Origin of the sequence: Nesterenkonia aurantiaca (genome assembly GCF_004364585.1) — a bacterium.
GTDB classification, from domain to species: domain Bacteria; phylum Actinomycetota; class Actinomycetes; order Actinomycetales; family Micrococcaceae; genus Nesterenkonia; species Nesterenkonia aurantiaca.
Genome location: NZ_SOAN01000009.1, coordinates 22953 through 41501, shown reverse-complemented (window position 1 = coordinate 41501; position 18549 = coordinate 22953). Strand labels below are relative to the sequence as shown.

Here is an 18549-nt window from a genome sequence, read left to right as displayed (position 1 = left end):
TCTACGTGTCGTCCACGTCCGCCCGGAGCCAAAGGCTTAGCACTCTGCTTGACCGAGTGCTAAGCCCGTCTATAAAGTTTCGTCTAGCACTCGAGACCCTCGGGTGCCAGCTTGTCCGTGGGTCGTCAACCCGCGGAGATCAGCCTGACGGGGCACCATCCGGCACCGCGACGACGGTTGGCCACTCCCAAGGCGTGCGATAGATTTCGGCTCGTCGAGCACCCCGGAAGCACCGGGGAGGCTCTGCACGGGTCTGTGCTGATAAACCGAATCCACACCACGCAAAGGAGAGTACTGACGTGTCAGTCTCTATCAAGCCTCTCGAGGATCGCATCGTTGTTCGCCCCCTGGAAGCAGAGCAGACCACCGCTTCCGGGCTGGTCATCCCCGACACCGCCAAGGAGAAGCCCCAGGAGGGCAAGGTCATCGCGGTGGGCCCAGGTCGCTTCGACGAAAAGGGCAAGCGCATCCCGGTTGACGTCTCCGAGGGCGACGTCGTCATCTACTCCAAGTTCGGCGGCACCGAGGTCAAGGTCAGCGGCGAGGAGTACCTCGTGCTCAACGCTCGCGACGTCCTGGCCATCATCGAGAAGTAAGAACGGACCGCTGAAGGTTCTTCACAGACCTGATCACGATCCGATTCTCACACTCTCAAAGGAGCACTAACCCATGGCAAAGCAGCTTGAATTCAGTGATGCTGCACGCCGCGCTCTGGAAGCCGGCATCGATAAGCTTGCAGACACGGTCAAGGTCACGCTCGGCCCGAAAGGCCGCAATGTAGTCCTGGACAAGTCCTGGGGCGCACCGACCATCACCAACGACGGCGTCACCATCGCCCGCGAGGTGGAGGTCGAAGACCCGTACGAGAACCTTGGCGTGCAGCTGGCCAAGGAAGTCGCCACCAAGACCAACGACGTCGCAGGCGACGGCACCACCACCGCAACGGTCCTGGCCCAGGCGCTGGTCAAGGAAGGCCTGCGCAACGTGGCCGCCGGTGCGGCACCGAGCGAGATCAAGCGCGGCATCGAGATCTCGGTCGCCGCCGTGACCCGCCGGCTGCGCGAGAACGCACGCGATGTCGAGGGCCAGCAGGTCGCCAACGTGGCCGCGATCTCCGCGCAGAACGACGAGGTCGGTGAACTCCTGGCTCGTGCATTCGACGCCGTGGGCACCGACGGTGTGATCACCATCGAAGAGGGGTCCTCGACCTCCACGGAGCTGGAGATCACCGAGGGCATGCAGTTCGACAAGGGCTACCTGTCCCCGCACTTCGTCACCGATCCTGAGCGCCAGGAAGCGATCCTCGAAGATCCGCTGATCCTGATCAACCAGGGCAAGATCTCCAACATGGCCGAGTTCCTGCCCGTGCTGGAGAAGGTCCTGCAGGCCAAGCGCCCGCTGTTCATCATCGCCGAGGACGTCGAGGGTGAGGCCCTCTCCACGCTGGTGGTCAACAAGCTGCGCGGCACGCTCAACGTGGTCGCGGTCAAGGCTCCCGGCTTCGGAGACCGCCGCAAGGCCATGCTCGAGGACATCGCCGTGCTCACCGGCGGACAGGTCATCTCTCCTGATCTGGGCCTGAAGCTCGATCAGGTGGATCTGGAATCACTGGGCACCGCACGTCGGGTGACCGTGACCAAGGACGCCACCACCCTCGTCGACGGCGCCGGGTCCAAGGAAGATGTGGACGCTCGCGCGGCCACCATCAAGGCCCAGGCCGACGCCTCTGACTCCGAGTGGGATCGCGAGAAGCTCCAGGAGCGTCTGGCGAAGCTCTCCGGCGGCATCGGCGTCATCAAGGTCGGCGCTGCCACCGAGGTGGAGCTCAAGGAGCGCAAGCACCGCATCGAAGATGCCGTCTCGTCCACCCGTGCGGCTCTGGAAGAGGGCATCGTGGCCGGCGGCGGCACCGCGCTGATCAACGCTCTCTCCGTGCTGGACGAGGACGAAGACGTGCAGGCGCTCTCCGGAGATGCCGCAGCCGCTGTGGGCATCGTCCGCCGCGCGCTGGTCCAGCCGCTGCGCTGGATCGCTCAGAACGCCGGCGAGGACGGCTTCGTCGTCGCCTCCAAGGTTGCGGAGATGGAGCCGAACCACGGCTTCAACGCAAAGACCGGTGTCTACGGCGATCTGATCGCCGACGGCGTCATCGACCCGGTGAAGGTCACGCGCTCTGCTCTGCAGAACGCCGCCTCCATCGCGGCCCTGGTGCTGACCACCGAGACCCTCGTGGTCGAGAAGAAGGATGAGGAAGACGATCACTGATCGCATCTGACTCTTCCCTCGCAGGTGGGGCCCTGACCGTTCGCGGTCAGGGCCCCACCTGCGTTCGGCCTACGCGAGCGCGAACAGCTGCAGCACCAGCGGGAAGGCCAGGAACGCGACCACATCGAGGAGCAGGTGCGCGATCACCAGCGGCATCACCCGGCCGTAGCGGTGGTAGATCCAGCCGAAGATGATGCCCATCAGCAGATTGCCGATGCCCGGGCCGAAGCCCTGGTAGAGGTGATAGGCCCCGCGCAGCAGCGCCGCGGCGAGGATGATCAGCCAGATGCTCGCCCGGGGCCAGATCCGGCGAGCGCGGTCGAAGAGGTAGGCGATCATGATCACCTCTTCGAGCAGCGAATGCCGCAGCGCGGCCAGGATCAGCACCGGGGTGGTCCACCAGTGCTCGCCGACGTCGGCCGGGATGATCTCGGTGGTGATCCCCGCCGCCCGGCCCAGCCCGTAGACCACCAGCGTGCCCAGCCCGATGATCAGAAAGAGTCCGACGCCGAGGCTGAGGTCCCGCACGGGACGGCGCAGGTCCAGCCCGAAGCGGCGGAACGGGTTCATCCCCTGCAGGAAGAACAGATAGCAGACCAGCACCACCGGGAAGAGCGCGAACAGCGAGTCCAGCACCTGGTAGCTGAGATCGAAGAACTCCGCCCGGGATCGCGAGGACTGCACCGTGGCGCTCTGCTCGGCCAGCGGCGCCAGGCTCAGCCGTTCGATGAGCCGCAGCACCGCGTAGACCGCGGAGCGGCCCAGCGAGAGCCCGAGCACGATCGCGAGCTCCCAGCCCAGGAACCGCCGACTCATCGGGATCGGCGCTCCACCAATGCGCACAGGGAGCACCGATCCCGATGAGTCGGCGGGCTGCGGACCGGAGACCTCCGGCGTGGTTGGCTTCACGCTCAAGAGTCTAGATCCGCCCAGCGTCGAGGAGTGTGGTCAGATGGAAGCTATGACTGAGACTTACGCCCTGCTCGCCGTCTGCACCGGCAACATCTGCCGCTCCCCCGCCATGGACCGGCTGCTCGCCCATGAGCTGGGTTCGCAGCCCGGCATCACCGTGCGCTCCGCGGGCACCCACGCCCATGTCGGAGAAGACATGGAGGCGCAGATGAAGGATCGGCTCGTGGAATATGGCGCCGACACCGAAGATTTCGAGGCCGAGCAGCTGGAGCCTGACCTGGTCCGCAGCGCCGATCTGGTCCTCACCGCCACCCGAGAACATGTGCGCGACATCCTCGCCGATGTCCCCGAGAGTCGGCAGAAGGTGTTCACGCTGCGCGAGTTTGTCCGGCTCCTCGATTCCCTGGACCCGGGGGCTCGTGCCGGGGCCCTGGAGACCTCGCAGACCGTGGCCGGGAAGCTTGCAGCCCTGGTGGCGCTGGTGGCGGACCGGCGCGATCAGGCGCAGGCACCCACGGCGCAGGACGATGTGGTGGACCCGTACATGATGCCCGGGGACGTCTTCGAGGAGTCCTTCGCCCAGGTCCGCGGACCGATCGAGGCGCTGCGCGAGACCCTCCGGGGCTGAGCCTGCAGCGCTGACCCTGACCGCTCAGAGCCGGAGCACGGCCTCCGCGGCGTTCAGCGTGGCCCCGCGATAGCTCGGCCCGAAGAGCAGCCAGTGCACCGCGAGGCAGAAGAGCTGGTGCAGCGGGATCCGCTCTCGCCAGCCCTCCCGCAGCGCGTGTTCCTGCTGATAGCCGCTGATCACCGCGTCCAGCTCAGGCAGACCGAAGAGGTGCAGCAGCGCGATGTCGGTCTCCCGATGTCCGGCGTGGGCGGCCGGGTCGATCAGCACCGCCTCCACAGCGCCGGCCTCGGTCCTGGTCCATAGCACATTGCCGGCCCAGAGGTCCCCGTGGATCAGCGCGGGCGGCTCGTCGTCGTCGAGCGCACCGGAGTCGATCCGGTCCCGCGCGGCGCGCAACAACGCCTTATCCGGGACCGTGATGCTCGCCTCCAGGGCCCGCAGCACCGGGTCCAGGCGCTCGGCAGCGGTGAAGGCGCCCCAGGAGCTGTGCACCCCGATGCCCAGTGCCAGCGGCTGCTCGGCGGGTCCGAAATAGGCCGGGGTGCCGACGGGATGCTCTGGCGGCAACGTGCCGAAGCCGACAGGCTCCGCAGCACTCGCTGCATCCCCCGCGCCGCTGGCGGCTCCGGCGGATCCGGCATCCCCCGCACCACCGGCGGCTCCGGCGGCTCCGGGGCGGGAGGCGAGCCAGACATGGGTGCGGGCCAGCGCGGCGCCGAAGCGCTGCGCCGCCTCCGCATCCGGGGTCCTCGAGCTGAGCTCCTCCAGCTCCAGCGCGCCGCGCTGCGCGTCGGATCCGGGCCCCGCCCCGGGCCCGGTCCCCGGGGTGGCCCTCAGCACCGGCACCACCGGTGCCCCGCCGGCCTCGGCGGCCCGGGTGAGCCAGCGCAGCCCGGCGGCCTCCACCATGGTGGCCTGCGGGTGAGCTGCGGGAGCGTGCTTGATGAAGACCATGTGCCACACCCTAGTCACGACTAGACTCAGACGAGTGAGCGAAACAACCCAGATCCCCGCCGCTGACTCCTCCGAGGCCGCCGCCGAGGCGGTCCCGTCACACGCGCTGCGTGAGGAGTACGTGGAGCTGGTGGAAGAAGTGCGCAAGCACCGGATCGCCTACTACCAGGACAACGATCCGATCATCTCCGACGCCGAGTTCGACGTCCTCTTCGAACGCCTGGAGCAGATCGAGGCCGAGCACCCCGAGATCATCGCCGCAGACTCCCCCACCCAGGAGGTCGGCGGCGAGGTTGCCGAGGCCTTCTCCCCGGTACAGCACCTGCAGCGGCTCTACTCCCTCGAAGACGTCTTCACCGCCTCGGAGCTGCGCACCTGGTATGACCGGGCGAGCGTCTCGCTGGCCGCCCAGCGCCCCGAGGAGACCGTGAAGTGGCTCGTCGAGGTCAAGATCGACGGCCTGGCGATCAACCTGCTCTACCGCAGCGGCAGGCTGATCCGCGCCGCCACCCGCGGCGACGGCACCACCGGTGAGGACGTCACCCATAATGTGCTCACCATCAAGGACATCCCCGCCGAGCTCGCCGGGACGGACCACCCGGAGGAGCTGGAGGTCCGCGGCGAGATCTTCATGCCCACCGCGGAGTTCCATGCCTTCAACACCCGGCTCACCGAGGCCGGCAAGGCTCCGCTGGCGAACCCGCGCAACGCCGCGGCCGGTTCGCTGCGGCAGAAGGACCCCGCCAAGACCGCCGAGCGGCCGCTGTCGATGTTCGTCCACGGCATCGGCGCGCGCACCGGCTTCGAGCCTGGCAGCCAGCACGCCGCCTATGAGCAGCTCGCCGCCTGGGGACTGCCGGTCAGCCCCTACACCGCGCTGCTGGAGGACTACGCGCAGATCGAGGCGTATCTCGACGAGCACCAGGCCAAGCGGCACTCGCTGGTCCATGAGATCGACGGGGTGGTCATCAAGGTCGATGACTTCGCCCAGCAGCGCGGCCTGGGACACACCTCTCGGGTGCCGCGCTGGGCCGCGGCGTATAAGTACCCGCCCGAAGAGGTCCACACCCGGCTGCTCGACATCATGGTCCACGTCGGGCGCACCGGCCGGGTCACCCCCTTCGCCGTGCTTGAGCCCAAGAAGGTCGCCGGCTCGGTGGTCTCCCGCGCCACTCTGCACAACCGCGACGTGGTCAAGGCCAAAGGGGTGCTGATCGGCGACGACGTCATCGTCCGCAAGGCCGGAGACGTGATCCCGGAGGTGGTCGGACCGGTGCTGCCGGCGCGGAAGAACCGGGAGGATGAGCTTTTCGAGTTCAGCTTCCCCACCCACTGCCCGGTCTGTGGCACCGAGCTCGCCCCGGCCAAGGAGGGCGACGTCGACTACCGCTGCCCCAACGCCGAAAGCTGCCCCGCCCAGGTCAGTGAACGAGTCATCCACATCGGCTCCCGCGGCGCCCTGGACATCGAGGCCCTCGGCGAGGAGGCCGGACTGGCGCTGACCAACCCGGACCTGCGCCGCCCCATCCCGGAGTTGATCGACTGGGAGGAGACCCGCGCCTCGGGCATCATTCTGAACCTCGACGAGCAGGGCGCGCCGACTCCCCAGGAGCCGGTGCTCCACGGTGAGGCCGGGCTCTTCGACCTGGGGGTCCAGGACCTCAAGGACGTCTACGTCTGGCGAGAGACCCGCCGAAGGAACGCGGAGACCGGACAGCGCGAGTCCACCGGGAAGTGGGCCCCGTCGCTGTATTTCTTCACCAAGGCGCAGCTCGCCAAGGACGGGACGGTGAAGAAGTCCTCCGAACCCACGGCCAACACCGTCCAGCTCTTCGCCGAGCTCGAAAAGGCCAAGGCCCAGCCGCTGTGGCGGGTGCTGGTCGCGCTCTCGATCCGGCACGTCGGGCCCAGCGCCTCCCGTGCGCTGGCCAATGCCTACGGCTCCATGGCGAAGATCCGGGCGGCCAGCGAGGAGGAGCTCGCCGGGATCGACGGGGTCGGCCCCACCATGGCCTCCACGCTGGGCGACTGGTTCAGCACCGACTGGCACTGCCGGATCGTGGATCGCTGGGCCGCCGCCGGGGTCCGGATGGTCGATGAGATCGACGAGTCCGCTCCGCGCACTCTGGAGGGACTCAGCGTGGTCGTCACCGGATCGCTGGAGGGCTACTCCCGGGATGAGTCCAAGGAAGCGATCATCACCCGAGGCGGCCGAGCCGCCGGATCGGTGTCGAAGAAGACCGACTACGTGGTGGCCGGCGCGAATGCCGGCACCAAGCTCGAGAAGGCCGAGGCGCTGGGCGTCCCGGTGCTCGATGAGGAAGCGTTCACTGTACTGCTGAACAAGGGTCCCGACGGATTGGACGATGCATGACTACGCCGAAGCCTGAGCACGTGAACCCCCAGAGGCCGGATCCTCGGACGCCGGATCCTCAGCGGCTGAGCCCGCAGAAGCTGCAGGACCTGCTGGAGATCGCCCATGAGGCCGCCGCCGCAGGTGCCGGGGTCCTGGCCGAACGCGAGGACGTCTCCCCCTCCGGGCTGGTCCTGGGCCAGGAGCACTCCGGGGTGCAGACCAAGTCCTCTGCCTCGGACCTGGTCACCGACTTCGATCGGCGCGCCGAACAGGCCGTGCGCGAGGTGATCAACCGGCGTCGACCCTCCGATGAGGTCTCCGGTGAGGAGTACGGCACCACCACGCCGGCCGAGCCCAGCGGCTACCGCTGGTCCATCGACCCGCTCGACGGCACCACGAACTTCATCCGCGGCATCGTCTACTACGGAACCTCGGTGGGCCTGCAGGGCCCCGACGGCAACTGGCTGGCCGGCGTCGTCGTGGCGCCGGCGCTCTCCCGGATCTGGTGGGCCAGCGCCGGAGCCGGCGCCTGGAGCACCCACGGGGACTCCGAGCCGAACCGGCTGGGCGGACCCACCGGCGAGCTCGACGCCGGGCTGCTCTCCACCGGCTTCGGCTACGACCCCGCCCGACGCGCCGAGCAGACCCGTGCGGTCAACGCGATGCTGCCGCACTTCGGCAATATGCGCCGTCTCGGGGCCGCCGCTCTGGACATCTGCATGGTGGCCGATGGCACCCAGAACGCCTACGCCGAGTACGGCATCTGGGAGCACGACTGGGCTGCCGGGGCGCTGATCGCCGAAGAGGCCGGGGTCTTCGTGCGCCGCCCGATCGCGGCAGACAGCAGCAAGACCCCGGACTGGACCGTGATTGGGGACATCGGCATCGACCCCAGCGAGCTCTCCCCGGCTCCGCTGACCCGCTGAGCGCCGTGGACCGGAACCACGCGCAGCCCAGCCGCGCCCGAACCGACTCTGCCTCGATGCAGATCCGCACCGCCACCGTCGCCGACTGGGACCGGATCGCGGAGCTGACCGTGGCCGCCTATGTCGACGGTGGCTTCCTGAGCGCAGGAGACTCCTACGTCACACATCTGAGCGACGTCGAGACCCGCGCCCGCGGCTCGCAGCTTCTGGTCGCCGAGATGGACACCCTCGACGGCGCCGCGGTGGCCGCCTCGGTGGCGGTCGCCGACGCCGGCGGCCCCATGGCCGAGGTGGCCCGGGCCGGGGAGATGGAGTTCAGGATGCTCGCCGTGGCGCCGGAGCATCAGGGCCGGGGCGTCGCACGGGCGTTGGTGCGTCACATCATCGGCATGGCCGCATCGCGGCCGGAGATCCACGCGCTGACCCTGTGCAGCCTGACCTCGATGACCACCGCGCACGCGCTCTACCGCTCCGAGGGCTTCCACCCGATGCCGGAGCGGGACTTCTACCTGCCCGAGAAGTCAGCACGGTTCCCGTTCTTTCGGCGCGAGGTCTGAGCCCGCTCAGGTTCTCCGGCCGTCACAGCCCGACCCGGCGCGAACCGGTGGTCACAGCCCGACCTGGCGCGAGCCGGCCGTCACAGCCCAGCGCGAGCCCCCGCATGCGGGCATGAGAAAGCCCGGTGGCCCCTCTCCCCTCGAGAGGAACCACCGGGCTTCATCGTTCATCGCGACGTGTCGCGAAGAGCTGCTGGGATCAGCGGCGCTCTGCCAGCTCGTGGGGCAGCGGCTCCGGATCCTCCAGCAGACGACCCGCCTTGCGGTCCGCCAGGTACTGCTTCATCTCTTCCTTGACCTTCGGCGCCAGGATGACCAGGCCGATGACGTTGATGAAGATGCACATGAACAGCGCCGAGTCGGCGAAGTCGAAGATGTTCTGCGTGGAGACCAGGCAGCCCAGGACCACGAGGGTCAGTGCGATGATCCGGAAGATCGTGTCACCGACCTTGGTGGTGCCGAAGAGGTGCCGCCAGGCCTGGATGCCGTAGTACGCCCAGGTGATCAGTGTCGAGAAGGCGAAGAGCAGCACAGCGACGGTCAGCACGATGTTGAAGCCGGGCAGGAACGAGTCGAAGGCCGCCGAGGTCAGGCCCACGGGGTTCTCTGCGCCACCGGCGTCGAGTGCTTCCTGGTACTCGGGGGTCCAGGCGAAGATGATGACCAGTGCGGTCATGGTGCAGATCAGGACCGTGTCGATGAAGGGCTCGAGAGCAGCGTTGAAGCCCTCGGAGATCGGACGACGCGTCTTGACTGCGGAGTGGGCGATCGGGGCCGAACCGATGCCGGCCTCGTTGGAGAAGGCTGCGCGGGTCACACCGATGATGATCACGCCGAGCACGCCGCCGGAGATGCCCTCCGGGGAGAAGGCGCCGCTGATGATCGCGCCGAAGGCCTCGCCGATGTTGGAGAAGTTCACCCCGATGACGATGAGGCAGGCCACCACGTAGATGATGGCCATGGCGGGAACCAGCTTGGCGGTGACCGCACCGATGGACTTGATGCCGCCGATGATCACGATGCCGACCAGTCCCGCGAAGACCAGGCCGAAGATCAGTGCGGCGAGGTCCGAGCCGAAGATGCCGTCCTCTCCGCCGGTGGCGGCGCGCAGCTGACCGAAGGCCTGGTTGGACTGGAACATGCCGCCGCCGACGACGCCGAAGAGCATGATGGCGATGGCGAAGAGGCCGGTGATGATGGCCACGGGGATACGGCCGAGCTTGTGGTAAGCGACCTTGAGGTACTGGAAGGGTCCGCCATGGACGATCCCGTTCTCATCGATGTAGCGGTACTTCACGCCCAGCGTGCACTCGACGAACTTGGTGCACATGCCGAAGAGACCGGCGACGATCATCCAGAAGGTGGCGCCGGGGCCGCCGAGTGAGACTGCGGCGGCCACACCGGCGATATTGCCGAGACCCACGGTCGCCGAGACCGCGGAGGTCAACGCCTGGAAGTGCGAGACCTCCCCCGGGTCCTTCTCGGTGGTCCACTTGCCGCGGAGCACCTCGAGGCTGACCTGCGGCGTGCGGAACTGGACGAAGCCGAAGTAGATCGTGAAGCCGATGGCCGCCAGGATGGACCACAGCACCACCACCGGTGCGTCGAAGTCGCCCAGCGGGACGGTGGCGAAGATGATTCCGGAGAAGAACTCCGTGATGCCGGCGAACCAGCCGTCCACGGTGTTGGCGGCCCCCTGCAGCGCGGATTCCTCCGTGGCTGCCGCCGAGATGTATGCACTCATGGTGCTCATGTGATTCCCTCACTCGATGATCGGTGCAAAGCGCGTGTGATGTGTTGGTGCAAAGCGCGTGCGATGTGACGGTCCGAGGTCAAGCCTCGGGTTGCGCAATAATCTACTCCCCCACTGTTACCACCAGTTTGCGACACGCAATGATTGTGTATCGAGCATGTTGCCAGGTGGTGGAATATTGCACAAGAGAGAATTGTGCCATAGAACACAAAAACGGCCCAGAATCGCGCTCAGGGAGCGGATTCCGGGCCGTCTGTCAGGGTTTCGGCGGTGCGCCGGCGCAGCTGCGGCGCCGCGATGCGGCAGGGCAGCTGCTGTGCCGCGATGCGGCAGGGCAGCTGCTGTGCCGCGATGCGGCAGGGCGGTTCAGCCCTCGATCCCCAGCTTGGCCAGCACGATCTCGCGGACCTTGCCGGCGTCGGCCTGACCGCGGGTCTCCTTCATCACCGGACCGATGAGCGCCCCGATGGCCTTGAGCTTGCCGGCGGCGATCTTCTCCACCACGTCGGGATTCTCTGCCATCGCCTTCTCCACCGCAGCGGTGAGCGCACCGGAGTCATCCGAGACGACCTCCAGTCCGCGGGCGGTGACGATCTCCTCCGGGGTTCCCTCCCCGGCGATCACGTGCTCCAGGACCTGGCGGGCGATCTTGTCATTGATCCGACCCTGGGTGATCAGCCCGTTGAGCGCGCTGATCGTGACGGGCTCCACGCCGAGGGCGGCGGGTTCGAGGTCACGGGCGTTGGCCAGCCGTGAGATCTCCCCCATCCACCATTTACGGGCCACGCTCGGGGAGACCCCGGCGGCCACGGTCTCGTCGATCTCATCGAGCAGACCGGCGGCGACCACGTCACGGAACTCCTGCTCGGAGAAGCCCCATGCGGCGAGCAGTCGACGCTTGCGATCGGCGGGGGGCTCGGGCAGCTGCGCACGCAGCTCCTCGACCCAGGCCGCGGTGGTCACGATCGGGACCAGATCCGGCTCCGGGAAGTAGCGGTAGTCGTCCGCGTCGGACTTCGGGCGGCCCGAGCTGGTGGTGCGGCTGCCCTCCTGCCAGTGCCGGGTCTCCTGCACGATGGTGCCGCCGGCGGCCAGGATCCCGGCGTGGCGGCGCATCTCGTAGGTGACTGCATGCTCCACGGCGCGCAGCGAGTTCACGTTCTTGGTCTCCGAGCGGGTGCCGAAGGTGGTGGTGCCCTTGGGCATCATCGAGACGTTCGCGTCGCAGCGCACATTGCCGCGCTCCATCTTCGCGTCGGAGATGTCCAGGCCCTTGACGATGTCGCGCACCGCCGAGACGTAGGCCCGCGCGAGCTCCGGCCCCCGTGACCCGGCACCGACGATGGGCTTGGTGACGATCTCCACCAGCGGAATCCCGGAGCGGTTGTAGTCCACCAGGGAGTAGTCAGCGCCCTGGATCCGTCCGGAGGTGCCGGCGTGGGTCAGCTTGCCCGCGTCCTCCTCCATATGGGCGCGTTCGATCTCCACGCGGAAGACCTCACCGTCGTCGAGCTCGATGTCGAGGTAGCCGTCGAAGGCGATCGGCTCGTCATACTGCGAGGTCTGCCAGTTCTTCGGGGTGTCCGGGTAGAAGTACTGCTTGCGGGCGAAGCGGCAACGTTCGGCGATCTCGCAGTTCAGCGCGAGGCCGAGTTTGACCGCGTACTCCACGGCCTTGCCGTTGACCACCGGCAGGGTGCCCGGGAGTCCCAGGCAGACCTCGTTGACGTTGGTGTTGGGCTCGTCGCCGAAGGCGTTGGGCGCCGAGGAGAACATCTTGGTCTTGGTGTTGAGCTCCACGTGGACCTCGAAGCCGAGCACCGGGTCGAACCTCTCCAGTGCCTCCTCGAAGCTCAGCGGGGACGCGTCGGTCAGCGTGTCAGTCATGTCTTCCTTCACTTCCCGGCGGCGTGGGCCGCCGCTTCCGCAGTCTCCGCCAGCTCTGGGGCTTGGGCCCAGAGTGGTTCAGCGTCCTGGGTCAGCAGCTTCTCCAGCGCCGCGCCGGCCCGGTAGACCCGGGCGTCCTCCCGGATCGGGGCGAGGAACTGGATCCCCACCGGCAGGCCCTCGGAGAGTCCGCCGGGCACCGAGAGGCCGGGGATCCCGGCGAGGTTGGCGGGGATCGTGGCCACATCGTTGAGGTACATCGCCAGCGGGTCGTCGTCCTTCTCCCCCAGCGGGAACGCCACGGTCGGCGAGGTCGGGGAGATCAGCACGTCGGCCTTGGTGAAGGCCGCGTCGAAGTCCTGCTGGATCAGCGTGCGGACCTTCTGGGCGGACCCGTAGTAGGCGTCGTAGTAGCCCGCGGAGAGCGCATAGGTGCCCAGGATGATGCGACGCTTGACCTCGTCGCCGAACCCGGCGGCCCGGGTGGAGCCCATGACCCGTTCGATGGTCAGCGGTCCGACCTCAGGCAGCACCCGGGTGCCATAGCGCACGCCGTCGAACTTCGCGAGGTTGGAGGAGGCCTCCGAGGGCATGATCAGGTAGTAGGCACCCAGCGCGTACTCGAAGCTGGGGCAGTCGACCTCCACGATCTCGGCGCCGGCAGCGCGCAGCGCGTCCAGGGCCTCGTGGAAGCGAGCCAGCACGCCCTCCTGGTATCCCTCGCCCTGAAGCTGCTTGATCACCCCGACCCGCAGACCCTGTACCTCGGCGCCGCGGACGGTCTCGGCCAGGGCCGGGACCTCTCCGGTGAGCGAGGTGGAGTCCTTCGGATCGTGTCCTGCGATCAGCTCGTGGAGCAGCGCGGCATCTTCGGTGGTCCGGGCCACCGGGCCGATCTGGTCCAGCGAGGAGGCCATCGCGATGGCCCCGTAGCGGGAGACCGCTCCGTAGGTCGGCTTGCCCCCCACGGTCCCGGTCATCGCGCCGGGCTGGCGGATCGAACCCCCGGTGTCGGTGCCCAGTGCCAGCGGCGCCTCGAAGGCGGCGACCGCGGCCGCGGAGCCACCACCGGAGCCCCCGGGGATCCGGCTGATGTCCCAGGGGTTGCGGGTCACCCCAAAGGCGGAGTGCTCGGTGGAGGAGCCCATCGCGAACTCATCCAGGTTGGTCTTGCCCAGGATCGGCAGCTTCGCAGCGCGCAGCTTGGTCACCACGGTGGCGTCGTAGGGGCTCATCCAGCCGTCGAGCATCTTGGACCCGGCGGTGGTGGGCTGCCCCTGCGTGACGATCAGGTCCTTGACCGCGATCGGCACCCCGGCCAGCGGATGCAGGGCCTCAGCCTCGGCGCCGCCGGCGGCACGGATCGCGTCGACTTCGGCGGCGGTGCGCAGCGCCTCCTCCGCGGAGACGTGCAGGAAGGCGTTGATCCCGCGCTCGCCGCCGTCGACTGCGGCGATCCGGTCCAGGTGCGCCTGGGTCAGTGCCACGGAGGTGATCTCCCCGGCGCGCAGCTTCGCGGCCATCTCGGCGGCGGTGAGCCGGATCAGCTCATGGGTGTGGGTGGTCATATCGGGGGTCACTCCTCGTCCAGGATCGCCGGGACCTTGAAACGGCCGGCTTCAGCGTCAGGTGCATTGAGCAGCGACTGTTCAGCGGTGAAGACATGCCCGACCTCGTCCTCGCGGAAGACGTTGGTCAGCGGCAGCGGATGACTGGTGGCGGGGATCTCGCCGGAGACGGCCTCGGAGACGGTCGCCATGGAATCCACGATGACGGCCAGCTCCTGCGCCATCTTCTCCAGCTCCTGCTCAGTCATGCTGATGTGCGCAAGTTTTGCAAGATGCTCAACGTCTGCGCGCGAGATCTCAGACATGCAGCTCCCTCGGGGATCGGTGGTGGATGAACTCGGTCCAGTCTATCGGCCAGCAGGACGACGGCGGCCGCCCACCGGTGAAGGTGGGCGGCCGCCGTCGGGGCGCCGGGCTGATCAGTCGATTCGACCGATGACTCGGTCAAGCTGGTCAGCCAGCCGGGTATTGCTGGGGTGTCTGCTCAGTCGGCGACGTCCTGGACCGGGGCCTCATAGCGCAGGACCGCGGCCACGGCGTCGGAGACCGGGGCGCCGACCAGGCCGAAGGAGGCACCACTGGCGGAAGCGTCCGCCAGCAGCTGGTCCTCGCCCTCGGCGCGCTCATCCTGGCGCAGCAGAAGCGTGTCCACTGCGCCGAGCCGGATGGCCGCGCGGATCTCCTCGACGCCCTCCGCGGAGCGACCGTGTCCGGTCGCCTCGCCGTAGCGATCGGTCTGCTCGTTGCCGCGCTGGATGACGACGCGGCGAGCGATCACGGTCAGCTCATCGCGGAGCGCCTGCTCGGTGCCTTCGTCTGCGTTGCCGGCGGGGATTCCGCCGCCGGTCTCGGCCTCGACGGCGAGCTCCTGGAGCGCCTTGGGCAGCTCCTCATGCAGCGCTCGACGGCCCTGGGTCTCGCCGGCGACCACGATCACGTCCGGGTTCCAGGAGTCTGCAATCTTGGCGACCCGCTGGGTGATGTCCCGAATGTTCTGCGTGGCGGCCTCGTCGGCGGAGCGCTGGATCTGCTTGTGGCTCAGTGCACCCTGGCGGGGCTTGTGCACCGACTCGACGCTGCTGCCCTGGACCGACTCCTCTTGCGCCGAGGCGAGCAGCTCCTCGCCTGAGACGACCAGGCGGCGGATGAGGGCCTGCTGCTGGTCAGCGATGACCACCAGCATTCGGGCGGCTCCGAGACGGTGGCGGACATAGTCGCCGAGCTGCGGCGGCTCGCCGACCGTGGCCAGGTCCCCGGAGCCCTGGGCGGCGTCGAAGTGCTCGTTGAGGACTACCCGGGTCTGATCGGCCACGAGAACGCGGCCCTCGGTGTGGACCTCGGTAGGTGCTGGTCCGGTGACGGCCTCATCGAGCTCGGTCAGCGCGACATCGGGGGTTCCCGCGTCGGCCAGCTGCGCGCGAAGGTCCTGCCAGCGGAGCCGAAGCTGGTCCTCGGCGTCGGCGGCGGGGGAACGTGCTTCAAGGTAGACGGTGGCGAACGGGCCCTGGGCCTCGTAGACGCCTCGGAGATTGGTCAGCTGCAACTGTGCTCCTTCCTGCGTCCGACGACGGCGGAGACTCTGCTCCAGATCACCGTCCGACGCGAGCTGTTGGTGGCAACAGGTGACTGTCTCCGACGCTATCCATGCCGGAAAGTCGCGGTCAAACGATCTGTTCCTGCACATCCACCACGACGACGGTGACGTTGTCGCGGCCACCGGCGCGCAGCGCCTGGTGGACCAGCCAGTCCACGGTGTCCTGGGCGTTGCGACCGGCGCCGAGGATGCGTTCCATCTCGGAGTCGTTCAGCTCTCCGCTGAGTCCGTCGGAGCAGATCATCAGCCGCTGGCCGGCGCGCACCGGGGAGGTGAAGTAGTCCGCGTCCCACATGTCTCCGGCGCCCAGGGCGCGGGTGATGACATTGCGCTGCGGGTGGGTGTGCAGCTCCTCGGCGGTGATCAGGCCGGATTCGAACATGTCCTGGACCTGGGAGTGGTCGCGGCTGAGCTGCCGCAGCTGGGACTGCTCGAAGAGGTAGGTGCGGGAGTCCCCGATGTTGAAGACGATCCAGTTCAGTCCGGCGCCCTCTTCGGCCAGCAGCGCCCCGGAGACGGTGGTGCCGGCCTTGGAGTCGGTGGCCTCGCGGATCCGCTGATCGGCCTCGGCCAGAAAGGACTGGATCTGGTCCCGGGCGACGCGTCCTTCGGCCCGGTTCCATCCATCGGCGAGGGTCTGCACCGCGAGCGCCGAGGCGACCTCTCCTGCCTCGTGGCCACCCATGCCATCGGCCACGGCGAAGAGCGTGTCGGTGATCACCGAGGAGTCTTCGTTGAGTTCCCGGCGCAGGCCCACATGGGACCCGTATCCATAGTCGAGGTAGAGGCCTGCGGGCGGGGTCTGCTGCTCCCGGGGTTCCTCTGGACCTTCTGCGCTTGCTGCCACATCACCATCTTGTCACGGGGCCGGTCGCTGTGGTGACGGTATGGCACGTTTCGCGCCACCCGGGCACCGCTCGGGCACGGCTCGGGCGTCGCCGTCGTGAGCGCTGGCTCTCGGCGCGGGTCGGCTCAGCGGCCCTCGGTGACGATCCCGGCGCCTTGGCCGCGCAGCAGCATATTGGGCTGGACCTCGCCGAAGCCGCGCACGATCCGGGGCGGCTGCGGCACCAGCAGATAGTCCGGGTTGGACTCCAGCGTCTGGGCGGTGACCTGGTCCACCAGGATCGTGCCCGGGTCCGCCAGTGAGGTGAGCCGGGCGGCGAGGTTCACCGTGGGTCCGTAGATGTCCCCCATCCGGGAGAGCACCCGCCCCCAGACCACGGAGACCCGCGCCTCGGGCAGCACGTCGTCGGCGGCGATGGACTCGGCCAGGGCGAGCGCGATCTCCGCGCCGGCCTCGGGGGTCTCGGCGTTGTAGAGCACCTCGTCCCCGACGGTCTTGACCAGCCGGCCGCCGCCGATGGAGATGATCTCGGCACACTTGGACTCGAAGTGCTGCACCATGTGGGCCAGGGTGCGCTCGTTCATCTGCCGGGAGAGCGAGGTGTAGGAGACCAGGTCGGCGAAGCCCACGGCGCGGGCCAGCGGCAGCGCGGCGTCGTCCTCGGCGCCGGTGCGTCCGTGCGCGGTGGCGGCCAGACCGGATTCAACCCGGACGGTGAGCCGCTGCAGGGCCGCCGAGAGCTGGCGGCGCCAGGTGTAGCCCATGAGCTTCTGGATCGGTTCGATCAGCTGGGGCAGCGTCTCCACGACCTGGGTGCGGGCCACGGCGTCGGAGAGCTGGCCGTTGGCGATCTTGTCCTCCACCAGCGCCTCGATCTGCCAGACCACCATGCGGTCGGTCATCTGACCCACCGAGCGGGTCAGCGAGATGGCGGTCTCCTCGTTGAGGTGCCCGTCGCGGACCAGCTCGATCATCGTGGCCAGCGCCTCGACGTCAGTCTTGGTGAACGCCTTGACGTCGTCGTCGAGGTTGGGGAAGCCCAGCGCCCGCCAGAGCCGGCGGGCGGATCGGGTGGAGACGCCCAGCTGATGCGCCATCTCCCGGTAGGTCAGGGTGCGTTCGGCGCCGAGCAGCCGGTGCTCCAGCTCCCGGATGGTCCGGTGCCATTCCCGCTGCTCCATGCTCGGGATCGGGATCGCGGCGGTCTCCGGGGCACGCTCATGCCCGGTGGGCGCCGTGGCGCTCTGACTGGTCGCGGCGGCCCCGGCGCTCTGGAACTGGGCGTTGCGCGCGTCAGGCGCCTCGCGGTCCGCGCGGCTGGTGCTGCGGTCGGCCAGGCCTTCAACGGGGACGGCGACGTCGGGGCCCTCAGTGATGCGGCTCTCCCCCGCCTCCTGCAGCACAGTCTGGCGGACCCGGCCCTGCAGCCGCGGGGAATTGAAGTCAGACCAGTCCTGGCGGGCGGCTTCGAGCTCGGCGGCGGAGTAGTGTGCCGACACCTCGGCGGGCAGCTCTTCGGCTCCCGCCGCCTCGGCGGAGCCGGCGGCCTCCGGGGTGAGACGGGTGGGCTCACCGCTGAGCTCGAGTCCGCGGCTGGCTCCTGGAGGCGTATAGCGCACCGCCCGCCATGAGGCGTCGGTGTCTTCGCCGCCGAGGTAGACCGGTCCGCGGTCGGTTCCTGGCGGGTTCTCAGGCATAGTGCGCCTCTCCGTATCCTCCAGGAGCGGGAGCCTGGTTCGCGTACTGCGCGGCGACGTGACGACGGTATTCGCCCAGCTCCTCAGCGATGACGGTCTGGAAGTGCGCGGCGTCGGGCATGTTGGACAGCCGGGTCCGCTGGTGCTGGCCGTAGGCGCCGTGGAGCAGGACCAGGTCCCCGGCCTCGGACATGGACTGGATGCGGGACTGCTTGAGCTGCACCTCGGAGAGCAGGCCCAGCGGCACGACGCTGGCCTGGGCGGCCCCGAGCAGGTTCTTCTGCACCAGGCGATGGCTGGTCAGGTAGGTCATACGGTTGCCCCAGCTCAGCAGGGGCTTGAGCGTGCCGAATGCGAGCGCGAGGAGCCCGCCGGCCCAGATCAGGAAGACCCCGATGTGCTGGTAGTGCTCGACGAACGCGGGCTGGTCTGCCCGGGAGATGTAACCCAGCAGGAAGCTCATCACCATCACGGTGACGAGCAGGTTCAGCAGGGCAGGCAAGAGCGCGCGGTGGTGCGCGCGGGTCCGGATGACCACCTGTTCGCCGTCGACCAGCTTGAGCTTCATCGTGAGCCACAGCCTCCTGCCGGTCTTCGTCCAC

The 18549-nt window shown here is 68.4% G+C and carries 16 protein-coding genes; 6 read left to right on the top strand and 10 right to left on the bottom strand.

Annotated features, from left to right (window positions below; genetic code table 11):
- Positions 1-299 precede the first annotated feature (299 nt).
- Together groES and groL are read left to right on the top strand one after the other, a co-directional pair.
- Positions 300-596, top strand: a complete 297-nt coding sequence (groES, locus tag EV640_RS11385; RefSeq protein ID WP_036473312.1) for a co-chaperone GroES — start codon at positions 300-302, stop codon at positions 594-596.
- 73 nt (positions 597-669) lie between these two features.
- On the top strand, positions 670-2265 hold the full coding sequence (groL, locus tag EV640_RS11380) for a chaperonin GroEL (RefSeq protein WP_036473311.1): 1596 nt from the start codon (positions 670-672) through the stop codon (positions 2263-2265).
- Between the two features lie 69 nt (positions 2266-2334).
- Here groL and EV640_RS11375 read toward each other — a convergent pair whose 3' ends face one another.
- A complete protein-coding gene (locus EV640_RS11375) occupies positions 2335-3174 on the bottom strand; it encodes a CPBP family intramembrane glutamic endopeptidase (protein WP_235180907.1) in 840 nt (279 codons plus the stop codon).
- 52 nt (positions 3175-3226) lie between these two features.
- Here EV640_RS11375 and EV640_RS11370 point away from each other — a divergent pair, with 52 nt between their 5' ends.
- A complete protein-coding gene (locus EV640_RS11370; RefSeq protein ID WP_036473310.1) occupies positions 3227-3805 on the top strand; it encodes an arsenate reductase/protein-tyrosine-phosphatase family protein in 579 nt (192 codons plus the stop codon).
- A gap of 24 nt (positions 3806-3829) precedes the next feature.
- Here the strand turns inward: EV640_RS11370 and EV640_RS11365 are convergent, their stop codons facing one another.
- Complete coding sequence (locus EV640_RS11365) at positions 3830-4762, bottom strand: fructosamine kinase family protein (RefSeq protein ID WP_133726476.1); 933 nt, start codon at positions 4760-4762, stop codon at positions 3830-3832.
- Here EV640_RS11365 and ligA point away from each other — a divergent pair.
- From ligA to EV640_RS11350, 3 genes are read left to right on the top strand one after another with little or no spacing between them, the layout of a single operon-like run.
- Entirely contained in the window at positions 4761-7136 is a 2376-nt protein-coding gene (gene ligA, locus EV640_RS11360) for an NAD-dependent DNA ligase LigA (protein ID WP_084479297.1), read from the top strand. The genes EV640_RS11365 and ligA overlap by 2 nt on opposite strands.
- The gene (locus tag EV640_RS11355) at positions 7133-8044 is read left to right on the top strand and encodes an inositol monophosphatase family protein (protein WP_133726475.1); all 912 of its coding nucleotides are present in this window, start codon (positions 7133-7135) and stop codon (positions 8042-8044) included. The genes ligA and EV640_RS11355 overlap by 4 nt, the downstream gene beginning before the upstream one ends.
- 5 nt (positions 8045-8049) lie before the next feature.
- Positions 8050-8601 carry a GNAT family N-acetyltransferase gene (locus tag EV640_RS11350; protein ID WP_051500787.1) on the top strand — a complete coding sequence of 184 codons (552 nt, stop codon included), beginning with the start codon at positions 8050-8052 and terminating at the stop codon, positions 8599-8601.
- A 199-nt stretch (positions 8602-8800) separates the two neighbouring features.
- Here EV640_RS11350 and EV640_RS11345 read toward each other — a convergent pair whose 3' ends face one another.
- The 8 genes from EV640_RS11345 to EV640_RS11310 all read right to left on the bottom strand — a co-directional run bounded on the left by EV640_RS11345 (position 8801) and on the right by EV640_RS11310 (position 18515).
- The gene (locus EV640_RS11345) at positions 8801-10345 is read right to left on the bottom strand and encodes an alanine/glycine:cation symporter family protein (protein WP_036473575.1); all 1545 of its coding nucleotides are present in this window, start codon (positions 10343-10345) and stop codon (positions 8801-8803) included.
- Between the two features lie 375 nt (positions 10346-10720).
- On the bottom strand, positions 10721-12241 hold the full coding sequence (gene gatB, locus EV640_RS11340) for an Asp-tRNA(Asn)/Glu-tRNA(Gln) amidotransferase subunit GatB (protein ID WP_036473307.1): 1521 nt from the start codon (positions 12239-12241) through the stop codon (positions 10721-10723).
- Positions 12242-12249: 8 nt separating this feature from the next.
- Positions 12250-13809 (bottom strand): Asp-tRNA(Asn)/Glu-tRNA(Gln) amidotransferase subunit GatA, encoded by a 1560-nt coding sequence (gatA, locus tag EV640_RS11335; RefSeq protein ID WP_036473306.1) that lies wholly within the window; start codon positions 13807-13809, stop codon positions 12250-12252.
- A gap of 8 nt (positions 13810-13817) precedes the next feature.
- Positions 13818-14114, bottom strand: a complete 297-nt coding sequence (gatC, locus tag EV640_RS11330) for an Asp-tRNA(Asn)/Glu-tRNA(Gln) amidotransferase subunit GatC (RefSeq protein ID WP_036473304.1) — start codon at positions 14112-14114, stop codon at positions 13818-13820.
- 179 nt (positions 14115-14293) lie between these two features.
- Positions 14294-15352 carry a baeRF2 domain-containing protein gene (locus EV640_RS11325; RefSeq protein WP_036473303.1) on the bottom strand — a complete coding sequence of 353 codons (1059 nt, stop codon included), beginning with the start codon at positions 15350-15352 and terminating at the stop codon, positions 14294-14296.
- Positions 15353-15470: 118 nt separating this feature from the next.
- Positions 15471-16250 carry a protein phosphatase 2C domain-containing protein gene (locus EV640_RS11320; protein WP_051500786.1) on the bottom strand — a complete coding sequence of 260 codons (780 nt, stop codon included), beginning with the start codon at positions 16248-16250 and terminating at the stop codon, positions 15471-15473.
- 125 nt (positions 16251-16375) lie between these two features.
- Positions 16376-17947 carry an adenylate/guanylate cyclase domain-containing protein gene (locus EV640_RS11315; RefSeq protein WP_133726473.1) on the bottom strand — a complete coding sequence of 524 codons (1572 nt, stop codon included), beginning with the start codon at positions 17945-17947 and terminating at the stop codon, positions 16376-16378.
- Entirely contained in the window at positions 17940-18515 is a 576-nt protein-coding gene (locus tag EV640_RS11310; RefSeq protein WP_036473302.1) for a hypothetical protein, read from the bottom strand. The genes EV640_RS11315 and EV640_RS11310 overlap by 8 nt, the downstream gene beginning before the upstream one ends.
- Between the last annotated feature and the right edge of the window lie 34 nt (positions 18516-18549).

Coding starts and splice junctions, on each gene's coding strand:
- groL (WP_036473311.1), top strand. CDS start 670: ATGGCAAAGCAGCTTGAATTCAGTGATGCTGCACGCCGCGCTCTGGAA.
- EV640_RS11370 (WP_036473310.1), top strand. CDS start 3,227: ATGACTGAGACTTACGCCCTGCTCGCCGTCTGCACCGGCAACATCTGC.
- ligA (WP_084479297.1), top strand. CDS start 4,761: ATGTGCCACACCCTAGTCACGACTAGACTCAGACGAGTGAGCGAAACA.
- EV640_RS11365 (WP_133726476.1), bottom strand. CDS start 4,762: ATGGTCTTCATCAAGCACGCTCCCGCAGCTCACCCGCAGGCCACCATG.
- EV640_RS11355 (WP_133726475.1), top strand. CDS start 7,133: ATGACTACGCCGAAGCCTGAGCACGTGAACCCCCAGAGGCCGGATCCT.
- EV640_RS11345 (WP_036473575.1), bottom strand. CDS start 10,345: ATGAGTGCATACATCTCGGCGGCAGCCACGGAGGAATCCGCGCTGCAG.
- gatB (WP_036473307.1), bottom strand. CDS start 12,241: ATGACTGACACGCTGACCGACGCGTCCCCGCTGAGCTTCGAGGAGGCA.
- gatA (WP_036473306.1), bottom strand. CDS start 13,809: ATGACCACCCACACCCATGAGCTGATCCGGCTCACCGCCGCCGAGATG.
- gatC (WP_036473304.1), bottom strand. CDS start 14,114: ATGTCTGAGATCTCGCGCGCAGACGTTGAGCATCTTGCAAAACTTGCG.
- EV640_RS11315 (WP_133726473.1), bottom strand. CDS start 17,947: ATGCCTGAGAACCCGCCAGGAACCGACCGCGGACCGGTCTACCTCGGC.
- EV640_RS11310 (WP_036473302.1), bottom strand. CDS start 18,515: ATGAAGCTCAAGCTGGTCGACGGCGAACAGGTGGTCATCCGGACCCGC.